Genomic DNA, 14,259 nt, shown 5'->3' with positions numbered 1-14,259 from the left:
GCAGTTGTCAAAGAAGGCAATTGCCTTTTATTTTTTGTTCTTTTCTTGTGCTACTTTTATTAAAGCATTTCGTTCCCTATGTGTTAATTTTATTCCCTAAAGATAAAAGTTAAGTAGTAATAGAGTATAAATAAAGTATAATACAAAAATAGTTTTTTAATTTTCATAATAATTAAGTTAGAAGACTAATTTAATAAATCTACTAAGGGGATGAGGAATTATGATTAAAAAATTAATTAGTAGCATTTTGAGTGTTACTATATTAGCTAGTTGTATTACTTTTTCCAATAGTGAAGCAACGGTAAAAGCCGATAGTACAACAACTAATAGTAGTAATATGCAAATACTCTTTAATGGGAAGTTGAATGAAGTAGAGAAAGATAATGTAACTACTTTGAAAACAATTTCTGGTACAGATGTTGAAAATGAGTTTGAAATAACTCTAGAAGTAACAACAGCAGAAGATCTAAAGAATATAGCTATTGAACCAGATGCAGCAACAGTATTGGTTCTTGATAGATCAGGAAGTATGGATGAAAAAGATGGAGACTCAACTTCTCGTTTTAAAGAAATGCAGGATGCTGCAAATGCTTTTTTAGAACAGTATGCTAATGTGGAAAAAGGTATTAAGAGATTAGTTTCAATTGTTTCGTTTGCAGATGATGCAAAAAATGAAACCTATAGCAATGGAGCAAATACTTGGATTAATGTTACAGAAGAATTAAGTAACGCTAGAAGTAAAATAACTAATCTTACAAAACCAAATGGAGGTACAAATATTGAAGGCGCATTAATATTAGCTAATAATATTGTTGCAAATGGTAAAAGTACAAAAGCATTGGATGGAATTGGTAATATTAATATTATTTTATTGACAGATGGATGTCCTACATTCCATGCAAGTAATTCTAATTCAACGAGTATTAAATCAATAAATGGAAGTAAAGGTGGAGGAAATGTAGCTTATACAACAGACTGGAAGCCTGTAGGTGGTACAGTTAATAATATATCAGCAAATACAACTAATATTTCGAAAAACATTAAGGATGCAGGTATAAACTTATATACAATTGCTTTTTCAACAACTGAAGTATCTTTCTATACTACAGATCCAACTGACGGTTGGTGGGGAGATGATGGAACTAGTGTGAAACTGAATCCAAGTACTTGGATGTCAGGTTTTGCAACTCGTAATTTTTCAGCTAATAATGCAGATGAATTAGCTAAGCAATTTGAAAAAATTAATAAGTTAATTGCTTTAAGTGCTCAAGCTTGGAAGGTTACTGATCCTATGGGAGACAATATCATTTTTAAGAATGTTATTGATGCAAATTCTGATAATGTAAGTACCTTTAATACTGAAACTAATACTTTAATGTGGGATTTAAAAAATAGTAGTCCAGTAGAAAGTACTACAGAACAAGGAAATAAAAAATACACATATACATTGAAATATAAAGTTGTTTTAGATACAACTAATAGTAAAGCTAGTTATGATGATGTTAGCACAAATGGAACTACAATATTAGACTATTATTTATTCTCTAAGCAAGGTGATGATCAAACTGTAGAATTAAAGCATGCTAGTTTCAATGTTCCAAGAGTGCAAGGATTATTTGGAAATTTAAATTTTACTAAGGTTAATGAAGATGAACAACCAATGAAAGGTGTTACATTTACTCTTACTGGAACATCAACTGGTTCTAATAAAGAAGTTACAATATCTGCAACATCTGATGATAATGGACATGTATCTTTTAGTAATATTCCAGCAGGGGTTTATAAATTAACAGAAACTACACCAAATGGATATATTGCAGCAGGACCATGGGATGTAGTTGTATCTTATGGGAATACTACCAAAGATGTAACATTAGGAGATACAATTATTAACTATCCACAAACTAGAGATATTTCAGTTGAAAAGAAATGGGCTGGTTTACCAGAAGGTAGTAGTGATTATCCTGAAAGTGTAACAGTTAAACTTTTAGCAAATGGTATAGATACAGGAAAGACTCTAATATTAAATAGTAGTAATTCTTGGAGTGGAACCTTTGAAAAAGTACCATATGTAAATAATGAAGGTATGATAGTTTATACCTTAGAAGAAATTAATATACCAGGATATCAAGTAGGAATTATAGGAGAAAATTCAGGAGAAAACTTTACTATTACAAATACGTATAGTCCAGAAACTATGGATATAAGTGGAGTGAAATCTTGGGTTGATGAAGATGGTGAAAGTAGTATAACAGGAAGCGTTCCAGATATAACTATTACTTTACAAAGAACTCTAGCAGATAACTGGAATGATGAAACTAAGATAGAAGATGTACAAAGTGTAACATTAACTAATAGAAAAACTGATTATACTTTTGAAAATCTTCCAAAGACAGCAACTACTGGTGAAGAATATAAATATCGTGTAAAAGAAGCTCCAGTAAATGGTTATACTCCAATATATAATGAGGATTTTGATATTGTTAATAAGTATACTCCAGGAAAAACAGAAGTAACTGTTAATAAATCTTGGGTAAATATTGATTTAAATACAGATAATGTACCTGAAGTTACAATTAATCTTTATCAAAATGGTACTTTATATGCTAATAAAGTTTTAACTAAAGCAACTGGTTATTCATATAAATTTGAAGAATTACCTAAGTATGCAAAGACTGGTGTTGAATATGAATATACTGTTCAAGAAGTATTAAAAGAAGGAACAGTTGGATATTCATCTAGCAATTCAGGTAATATAAATGGAGTTGTTACTTTAACAAATACGTTTGATACAACAAAGATAAATGTTACAGGACAAAAACAATGGGAAGGTGTTCCAGATGGAGCTCAAGTACCTGAAGTTACACTTAAACTTTTACAAAATGGTAAAGAAGTAGAAGGTAAAGTTATTACTTTAGAGGCAGGAGTAAAAGAAAATAAAACTTATTCTTTTACAGATCTTCCTAAGTATTCAACAGATGGTAAGTTATATAATTACACAGTAGTTGAAGAAACTATACCAGGTTATGAATCAAGTGGTGAAGGAAACTCAAGTAATGGGTATGTGATTACTAATACATTTACTCCAGAAACTATAAATGTTATTGGAGATAAAACTTGGAGTAATGTAACTGATACAACTAAAGTTCCAACAATTACACTTTACCTAGAAAGTTCATTAGATGGAACTAATTGGGTAAGAGTTGAAGGACAAGTAAAACAATTAACAGCAGCAGATAAGCCTCATTATGAATTTACCAATTTACCTAAGTATGCATCTGATAGTAGAGAGTATAAATATCGTGTAGTTGAGGAACATATAGATGGATATACTACTTATAGTAATGGAAGCTACAATCTTTTAAATGTTTATACACCAGGAGAAACGGCTGTTAAAGTTACTAAAAAGTGGACCAATGTAGATCCAGCCGTAGATACAGTTCCAACAGTTAGTATTATTTTAAAACAAGATAATGTAGCAATTCAAAGTGTAGTTTTAGATTCAAGCAATAATTATACTCATACATTCACTAAGTTAGCTAGATATGCAGAAACAGGTAAAGAATATGTTTATACTGTTGAAGAGGTTCTAGGTGACGGAGTTGAAGGTTATACTCAAAATATAACACCAGAAAATGATGGATATATAGTTGAGAATATATTTGATAATACAACAATAGATATAAACTTTACTAAGGTCTGGGAAGGTATTAATGAAGATTCAGTAGTGCCAGACATAAAATTATATCTTTATCAAAATGGAAATAAGTATACAGATGAACCTGTAACCTTAAAGGGTGGAAATAGTGAAAATAGAGAATTAACTTATGTATTTAAGGAACTTCCTAAGTATTCAACAGATGGTAATAAATATACTTATAAAGTAGTTGAAGAAATTCCTGATGGATATATATCAAATGGTGAATCAACTGTAGATGCTGATAATAATGCAACTATTACTAATACATTTGATCCAGGTAGCGTAGATGTTTCAGGAATAAAGATTTGGAAGAATGTATCTAATGAAAGAATAGTACCAACTATTACTCTTGAATTACAATCTTCATTAGATGGAGAACATTGGACAGCAGTTCCAGGAAAAACATTAGAATTAGCAGCAGGAACTACAGACTATGTATTTGAAGGCTTACCAAAATATTCTCCAGACAGTAAAGAATATCAATATAAAGTAGTTGAAAAAACTGTTAATGGATATGAAACATCTTATGGTAAAAATAATGTTATAACTAACACATATAAACCTGGAGAAAAATCTATTAAGGTTACTAAGATATGGACAAATGTAGATCCAAAAACAGATATTCTTCCAGAAGTTAAGATTCTATTAAAACAAGATGGATTAGATTATAAAGAAGTAACTTTAGATAAAGATAATGATTACATTCATAAATTTGAAAATTTACCTAAGTATGCAGAAACTGGTGAAGAATATGTTTATACAGTTGAAGAAGTTTTACCTGAAGGTACTGTAGGCTATAATAAAGAAATAAACCCTGAAGATGATGGTTATGTAATTGAAAATATCTTTAATAATGCAACAATAGATGTAACATTTACTAAGATTTGGGAAAATGTATCTGATGATTCAGTAGTACCTAATATTTACTTAGATGTTTATCAAAATGGTAATAAATATACAGAAGAACCTGTAATGTTAAAAGGCGGAAATAAAGATAATAGACAATTAACTTATGTATTTAAGGGTTTACCTAAGTACTCTACAGAAGGTAAAGAATATGTTTATACAATAAAAGAAAATACAATAATGGGATATAAATCAACTGGTGAAGCAACTGTAGATGCTAATAATAATGCAACTATTACTAATAGATTCACTCCAGGTAAAGTAAGTATTTCAGGAACAAAGACTTGGAATATGGTAAGCGAGTCAGATTTAAGTTCAGTTCCAACTATTACAATTAGACTTCAAAGCTCAACAGATGGAATTCTTTGGTCAAATGTTAATGATAAAGTAGTAGAATTAAAAGCTGGAGAGTTAGCTTTTGAATTTAAAGATTTACCAGAGTATTCAGTAGAAGGTAATAAATATAAATATCGTGTAGTTGAAGATGATGTTGATGGATATAAGAGTTTAGTTGATTTAAATAATAATATTACTAACACTTATGACCCAGGAGAAACAGCAGTTAAGGTTACTAAGAAGTGGACAGATGTAGATCCAACTACAAGTGAAGTTCCAGTAGTTATTATTAACTTAATGAGAGATGGAAAAGAATTTGATAGTATAGAATTAACTAATAGCAATGGATATGCTTATATATTCGCAAACTTACCTAAGTATGCACCAACTGGAGAATTATATGATTATACTATTGAAGAAGTTTTACCTGACAACCTTGTTGGATATGAAGTGAAAATATCATTAGAAGGAAATGCTACAGAATCAAAAAATGTGGTTGATAATGAAGCTCAAGTAGAAAAGAGTTATATAGTTGAAAATATCTTTGATAAGACAACAATAGATGTAAACTTTACTAAGGTTTGGGAAGGTATTAATGCAGATTCAGAAGTACCAGAAATTAAATTATATCTTTATCAAGATGATAAAGAATTTAAAACTGCAACATTAACTGCTGGAGTAAAAGCTGATGGAAAAGATTCTTATGTATTTGAAGATCTTCCTAAGTACTCAACAGCTGGTAAAGAGTATACTTATAAAGTAGTTGAAGAAGTTCCTGATGGCTATATTTCAAGTGGTGAAGCAACTGTAGATGCTAATAATAATGCAACTATTACTAATGCATTTGATGAAGGTAGAATCGATGTTTCTGGAAGAAAGATTTGGAAAGATGTACCTAATGAAGACATAGTACCAACTATTACTCTTACATTAGAATCTTCATTAGATGGAGAAGCTTGGATACCAGTTCCAGGAAGAACATTAGAATTAGAAGCAAAAACTACTAAATATGTATTTGAAGATTTACCTAAGTATTCAACAGATAGTAGAGAATATCAATATCGTGTAGTTGAAGCTGCTGTTAATGGTTATGTAACCTCATATGATGAAGAATACAATATTACAAATACCTATGATCCAGGAAAAATAGTAATTACAGTTACTAAGAAGTGGACAAATGTGGATCCAAGTAAGGATATTCTTCCAGAAGTTAAAATTATATTAAAACAAGATGGAAAAGAAGTTAATAATATTGTTTTAGACAAAGAAAATGGATATTCTTATAAATTTGAAAACCTAGATAAGTATGCTCCAACAGGAAAAGAATATGTCTATACTATAGAAGAAGTATTAGCAGATGAAGTTGAAGGCTATAGTAAAGAAATAAAATCAGGAGAAAATGGTTTTATAATTGAAAATACTTTCGATATAAATGCAGTAACAGATATAACATTTACTAAGGTTTGGGCAAATATTCCTGAAGATTCAGAAGTTCCAGAAGTTACATTACATCTTTATCAAAATGGAGTAGAAGTTACAGATAAAGCTGTTATATTAGATTCAGGAGTAAAAGAAGATGGAAAAGAAACTTATACATTTAAAGATCTTCCTAAATACTCTACAGATGGTAAAGTATATGTATATACAATAAAAGAAGATGCTACTAATGGATATACATCTAGTGGTGAAGCTAATGCATTTAATGAATATACAATCACAAATACTTATGATGGTGGCGAAAAAGTAATCATTAGTGGTAAGAAAACTTGGGTTAATGTGAAAAATGGTGATAAAGTGCCAGATATAACAATAAGAGTACTAAGAGATGGTAAGGAAATTCATAATATAGTTGTTCCAAGTGGAACTACAACTTATGAAATATCAGCAAAGGAAATGGTAAAATACGCTGAAGATGGACATGAATATAAATATGAATTAACAGAGGATAAGATTGATGGATTTGAATCTGTAAGAGATGGATATAACTTTACCAATACTAATACTGTTAAAGAAGCTGTTGGTGGTATAAGTGATATTAATACTGGAGATAACAATATGATAATTTTATATGCTGGTTTAGCTATTCTTTCTCTTTCATTAATTTCAATGATTACTGCAAGAAAAAGAAAAAATGCTAGAAAAATAAAATGATTAGTTATATTCTTCTTACAATAAATAAGTAGTATAATAGGACACACTGCTACTGATAAAGGAACAGTGTGTCTCTTTATAATAATTAAATATAGCTTTACTGGAGGTACTAATAATGAGGAAATTTGTTAGAAGAATATTTATATTAGTTTTATTTTGTATATTATCTTTTTCAATATATAATCTCTATATAATTTTTCATGAATATAAGAAAAATAAAGATGTATATAAAGATGTTAGAAAAATAGTTTTAAAAGAAGATGAAAAATCTAATAAAGATGTTAGTGTAGAAAATAGTAATAATATTATTCTTGGAAGTAAGGAATATACTGATTTAAAAGCAAGAAATGAAGATTTCTTACTTTGGATATATATACCTGGAACTAATATAGACTATCCAGTAGTTAAGGCAAAGAATAACGAAGAATATCTATATAAGAACTTTAATGGAGAAGCAAATAATGGAGGCTGCATTTTTATGGACTCTAGAAATCAGTCAGTAGAGGATGACAATGTTGTAATACATGGACACAATATGAAGGATAAGAGTATGTTTGGTACACTCTCTAATTTATTAAAGGCTGATTACTTAAATGAGAATAAAAAAATATATATATATTTAGAAAATAAAATATTAGAATACGAAATCTTCTCAGTTTATACAAATAATGAAGAAATTAATCCTTATAAAACTAATTTCAATGCTGATGAAGAATTTAATGAATATATAAATAATGTAAGAAGAAAATCCTTTTATAATTTAGATTATGTAGATAATGGTACAAGGGAAATCCTAACTTTATCTACATGTACAAATGCTACAGGTGAAGAAAGAACAATTGTAAATGCCAAACTAATATCAATAAAAGAAGTATAGTGTAGCATAAAAAAGCTGTTAATAATGAAATTATTAATGGCTTTTTTTGTTATCTATAAAATAGCTTATAGTATTTTAATTACTTAATATGATTTTTATCATTTAACCCAAAAATTTCTATTGTGTTAATTTTATAACTTGATTGTAGAATTTAGGAACTTTAATAGTGTAAAGATAGTTAAAATGTCACAAAGAAAATAATTTTAAATTGTTCTAAATAAATTTTGCTATTAATAGAATAATCTATATTAATCAATAATAAAGGAAGGGATAAATGGTAAGAAGATTTTTAAGCAGTATTCTGGCAGTCACTTTACTTGCTAGTTGTATTACTTTTTCTAGGAATGGATCAGAGGTAAAAGCTGAAACTACACCGACTAATAATAGTAATACACAAATAATTTACCAAGGAGAGAAAAATGAAGTAGCAACAGATAAAGTAAGTACTTCAAAAATAATTAATGAAACAGAGGTTGAAAATGAGTTTGAAATAACACTACAAGTAACTACAGAAGAGGATATAAAAAACATTAGTATAAATCCAGATGCAGCAACAGTATTAGTTCTTGATAACTCAGGGAGTATGAGTGAAAAGTCAGGAAATACCACACGTTTTAAAGCTATGAAAGATGCAGCAAAAAGTTTTTTAACAAAGTTTGCTGAGGTAGAAGTTGGTAGTAGTGCGAAAAGATTAGTATCTATAGTATCCTTTGCAAGTAATGTTAAAAATGAGACTTATAGTGATGGAGAAAATAATTGGATTAACGTTGCTAATACCTTAAATGATTTAAATAACGCAATAAGTAAAATAGATAAAATTAGTAACCCTAATGGAGGAACAAATATTGAAGGTGCATTAATAATGGCAAACAATATTGTGAATGATGGAAAAAGTAAAAGCATCCTTGTGGGTAATAATGGAGAATTAATACGTAATATTAATATTATTTTATTAACAGATGGGTCTCCTACATTTCATATGGGTAGCGGAGCTAATAAAAGTAGTATTGAAACGTTAATAGGAACAAGAGGTGGAGGAGATGAGTCATATAGAAGTGACTGGAGACCAGTAGGTGGTGTTGTAAATGGATTAGCTGCTAATGATATTAATATTTCAAAAACTATTAAAGATAGTGGCACAAATTTATATACTATTGCATTTTCAACTACATCTGCAAAGTTTTATTATGGTAATAATCAATATATACGCTTAAATCCAAGTACCTGGATGTCAACTTTTGCAACACGTAATTTTTTAGCTAATAATGCATCTGAATTAACTGAGCAATTTGAAAAGATTAATAAATTAATTGCTTTAAGTGCACAGGCTTGGAAGGTTACTGATCCAATGGGAGAAAATATTATTTATAAGGGCATTACTGGATTTGATAGCGAAAATGCAAAATCCTATGATTCTACTAATAATACCTTAACATGGGATTTGAAAAATAGCTCTCCAGTTGAAAGTACTACAGATGCAGGAAATAAGAAATACACTTATACATTAAAATATAAAGTTGCTTTAGACACAACAGATATAAGTAAAGGTGTTAATTATTATAAATCTGTAGCTACCAATGGGGAAACAATATTAGACTATTATTTATTCTCAAAACAAGGTGAAGATGAAAGTTTAGAATTAAAGCATGCTAATTTTAAAATCCCAAAAGTAAGAGGATTATTTGGAAATCTTGAATTCACTAAGGTTAATGAGAAAAAGCAACCAATGTCAGAAGTTTTATTTACTCTTGATGGAATTGCAACAGGCTCCAATAAACCTGTAACTAGAAATATAGCCTCTGATGAAAATGGGAAAATAATATTAAGTAATATTCCAGCAGGTATATATACTTTAACTGAAACATCACCAAGTGGATATATAGGGGCAGGTCCTTGGAATGTAGTAGTATCCTATGGAAACACTACTAAAGATGCTACTTTAGGTGATACAATAATTAATTATCCAGCATCTAGAAATATTAATGTTGAAAAGAAATGGAGTGGATTACCAGAAGGTAAACCAGATTTACCAGAGGGTGTAACTGTAAGGCTTTATAAAAATAGTGTTGAAACTGATAAGTCATTAGTTTTAAATAAATCTAATGATTGGAAAGGAACCTTTATTAATCTTCCTTATATTGATGAAAATGGAGTAATAACTTATTCAGTAAAGGAAGATAAGATATCAGGATATGAGACAGCCATTGAAGAAGATAAAAACGGAGATAAGTTTATAATTACAAATTCATATAATCCAGAAACCATGGAAATTGATGGTGTTAAAACTTGGGTTGATGAATCAGGAAATGGTATTGAAGAAGAAGTTCCAGATATATTAATTACATTACAAAGAACAACAGCAGATAACTGGGATGATGAAAGTAAAATAGAAGATGTTCAAAGTATTACTTTAAAAAGTGGTGAAACTGAATATAATTTTGAAAATCTTCCTAAGACAGATACTAATTCTAAGGAATATAAATATCGTGTAAGAGAGTCAAAAGTAGATGGCTATGAACCAAAATATAATGAGAATTTTGATATAATTAACACCTATACTCCAGGAGAAACTGAGTTTACTGTAAATAAGGTATGGAATAATGTAAATGTAGAAAATGACATATTACCAGAAGTTACAGCAGTATTATATCAAAATGATAAAGTATTTAGAACAGAAGTTTTAAGCAAAGCAAATGGCTATAGATATACATTTACTGATTTGCCTGAGTATGCAAAAACTGGTGTTAAATATGAATATACTGTTAAAGAGAATATGAATGAAGGAACTGTGGGCTATCATACCGAATACGTAGATAATGAAGATGGTAGTATAACTATAACTAATACTTTTGACATTACAAAGATTAAAGTTTCTGGAGTTAAGAACTGGGTAGGTGTTCCAAAGGGATCAAATGTACCATCAGTTACATTACGTCTTTATCAAAATGGAGTAGAAATTCAATCTATTACATTAGTTGGTGGAGAAAAGCAAAATGAACAAGAAGCTTATGAATTTAATGATCTTCCTAGGTATTCTACAGATGGTAAGGAATATAGCTATACAGTAGTTGAAGATACTATTAGTGGATATACATCTAGTGGTGAAGGAAATTTATCTAATGAGTACACAATTACAAATACATTTACTAATGAAACTATAACTGTTATGGGTGAAAAAACTTGGAAGGGTGTAGAAGATAAATATTTAAGTATTGTACCAACAATTACAATTAAATTAGAAAGTTCACTTGATAATGGTGAAAATTGGACAGCAGTTGAAGGTAAGGTAATAGAATTAACAGCTGGTAATACTAAATATGAGTTTGAAAACTTACCAAAGTATGCTTCTGATAGTAGAGAATATAAATATCGTGTAGTTGAAACTCCTTTAGTTGGATATACTTCTTCTAATAATGGAAGTTACAATATTTTAAATACCTATACTCCAGGAGAAACTGCAGTTAAAGTTACTAAGAAGTGGACAAATGTAGATCCTAATACTAATAAGGTTCCAGAAGTTAAAATCATATTAAAACAAAATGGAACTGAAGTTAATAATATAGTCTTAGATAAGGAAAATGGATATTCTTATACCTTTGAAAATTTAGATAAGTATGCTCCAACTGGAGTAGAATATAATTATGAGGTTGAAGAAATCCTTGCAGATGGTGTTGAAGGATATACAAAGGAAATCATATCTGGTAATGAGAGCATTATAGTAGAAAATATCTTTAAGAAAGATGCTGCTATAGATATAACTTTTAATAAAGTATGGGAAAATGTTTCTGAAGCTTCAGAAGTACCAGAAATAAAGTTACATCTTTATCAAAATGGTGTAGAGCTAACAGATAAAGTTGTTACCTTAAAGGGTGGACTAAAAGAAGTTAGAGAAGAAAAGTATGAATATAAGGGACTTCCTAAGTATTCTACAGATGGTAAAGAATATGTATATACAATAAAAGAAGATATTATTAGTGGATATGAATCTAGTGGAGAAGGAAATGCTTTAAATGAATATACAATTACAAATAAGTTTATTCCTGGAACAGTTAATGTAACTGGTGAAAAAACTTGGAGTGGTGTAGAAAATTTAAGTATTGTTCCAACAATTACAATTTCATTAGAAAGTTCACTAGATGGAGAAGCTTGGACAGCTGTACAAGGTAAATCAATGGAATTAACAGCTGGTAATACTAAGTATGAATTTAATAATTTACCGAAGTATTCATCAAATAGCAAGGAATATAAATACCGTGTTGTTGAGTCAGAGGTTAATGGTTATGAAATTTCATATGATGATGAATATAATATTACAAATACCTATAATCCAGGTGAGATTGCAATTAGAGTTACTAAGAAGTGGACAAATGTAGATCCTAATAATGATAAGGTTCCAGAAGTTAATATTATACTAAAACAAGATGGAACTGAAGTCGATAGAATAGTTTTAAACAAAGAAAATGAATACACTCATATATTTGAAAGTCTAGATAAGTATGCTCCAACGGGTGTAAAATATAAGTATGATGTTGAAGAAATTCTGTCAGAAGGGGTTGTAGGTTATACAAAAGAAATCATATCTGGAGAAGAGGGATTTATAGTGGAAAACATCTTTGATAGAGATGCTACTATAGATATACCATTTAATAAGGTATGGGAAAATGTTACTGATAATTCAAAGGTGCCAGAAATAAAATTACATCTTTATCAAAATGGTGTAGAGCTTACAGAGAAAGCTGTTACCTTAAAGGGTGGAACAAAGGCAGATAGAATAGAATCCTATGTATTTAAAGATCTTCCTAAGTATGCTACTGAAGGAAAAGAATATGTATATACAGTAATAGAAGATGCTGTTATGGGATATACATTAAGCGGTGAAGGAAATGATGCTAATAATTATACAATTACAAATACATTTACACCTGAAAGTATAGATATTAGTGGTAAAAAGACTTGGAGAAGTGTTAGTGAAGAAGATTTAAGAAAGGTTCCAGCTATTAGAGTTTTCTTAGAAAGCTCAACAGATGGAATAATTTGGATTCCAGTAGAAGGAAAGGTATTAGAATTAACAGTTGGAAATACTGAATATAGCTTTAATAATCTACCTAAATATTCAGAGCAAGGAAATAAATATAAATATAGAGTACTTGAAGATGCTGTTAATGGATATGAAACTTTATATGATTTAGAGTACAATATTACAAATACCTATAATCCAGGAGAGAGGTCAGTTAAGGTTACTAAGAACTGGAGAAATGTAGATCCTAATACTGATAAGGTTCCAGAAGTTAAAATTATATTAAAACAAAGCGGAACAGAAGTTGACAGCATAGTTTTAGATAAGGAGAATGAATATTCTCATATTTTTGAAGGCTTAGCTAAGTATGCTCCAACTGGAGAAGAGTATGTATATACTGTTGAAGAAGTTTTAGGAGATAATGTTGTAGGTTATTCTAAAGTAATAACATCTGGAAATGATGGATTTATTATAGAAAATACCTTTGATATAAATGCAGTGGCAGATATAATATTCAATAAGGTATGGAGAAATATTCCTAAGGGTTCAGAAGTACCATCAATTAAATTACATCTTTATCAAAACGGGGTAGAAATGGTGGATGAATATGGTATAATAGATAATGGAATAAAAGAAGATGGAAAAGATAAATATGTATTTAAAAACCTTCCTAAATACTCTACTGATGGAAAAGAATATGTATATACAATAAAAGAAGATAGTATTAATGGATATACCTCTAGTGGGGAAGCTAATGAATCAAATAATTATACTATTATAAACACTTATGATGGTGGAGAAAAAGTTGTTATAAGTGGTAAAAAGACCTGGGTTAATGTAAAGGACATTAATAAAGTTCCTGATATTACTTTAAGAGTACTTAGGGATGGTAAGGAAATTCATAGTATTATTGTACCAAGTGGAACAACAACTTATAAGATAGATTTAGCTTCTATGGTAAAGTATGCTTCTGATGGTCATGAATATATATATTCATTAACAGAAGATAAAATTGAAGGATTTAAATCTGAAAGTGATGGATATAACTTTACAAATACAAATACTAATACTAATACTAATACTATCAAAGAAGAAGTTTCAAGTATAAGTGAAATAAAAACAGGGGATAATAATAAGATGTTTTTATATATTAGCCTTTTATCTATTTCTCTTTCTTTAGGTTTAATAATTTCTTTAAGAAAAATAAAAAAAACTTTAAGTAAGTAAAGTGGGTTATTAAATTTTCTTCATAGTTAATAAGTTCAAGAATAA

General features: G+C 29.1%; 3 protein-coding genes. All 3 read left to right on the top strand.

The window, feature by feature from the left end:
* The first annotated feature begins 220 nt into the window (after positions 1-220).
* Positions 221-7,093 carry a Cna B-type domain-containing protein gene (locus ACQRD5_RS00605; RefSeq protein ID WP_427746402.1) on the top strand — a complete coding sequence of 2,291 codons (6,873 nt, stop codon included), beginning with the start codon at positions 221-223 and terminating at the stop codon, positions 7,091-7,093.
* A gap of 115 nt (positions 7,094-7,208) precedes the next feature.
* Entirely contained in the window at positions 7,209-7,970 is a 762-nt protein-coding gene (gene srtB / locus ACQRD5_RS00600) for a class B sortase (protein ID WP_291628463.1), read from the top strand.
* A 274-nt stretch (positions 7,971-8,244) separates the two neighbouring features.
* Positions 8,245-14,214 carry a Cna B-type domain-containing protein gene (locus ACQRD5_RS00595; RefSeq protein ID WP_321128996.1) on the top strand — a complete coding sequence of 1,990 codons (5,970 nt, stop codon included), beginning with the start codon at positions 8,245-8,247 and terminating at the stop codon, positions 14,212-14,214.
* Positions 14,215-14,259: the final 45 nt, after the last annotated feature.

Source organism: Clostridium sp. SGI.024 (assembly GCF_050315195.1).
In the GTDB taxonomy this organism is placed as follows: Bacteria; Bacillota; Clostridia; order Clostridiales; family Clostridiaceae; genus Clostridium.
Note: the sequence above shows the minus strand (reverse complement) of the source record. Positions and strands in the feature narration are given on the sequence as shown.

Coding starts and splice junctions, on each gene's coding strand:
- ACQRD5_RS00605 (WP_427746402.1), top strand. CDS start 221: ATGATTAAAAAATTAATTAGTAGCATTTTGAGTGTTACTATATTAGCT.
- srtB (WP_291628463.1), top strand. CDS start 7,209: ATGAGGAAATTTGTTAGAAGAATATTTATATTAGTTTTATTTTGTATA.
- ACQRD5_RS00595 (WP_321128996.1), top strand. CDS start 8,245: ATGGTAAGAAGATTTTTAAGCAGTATTCTGGCAGTCACTTTACTTGCT.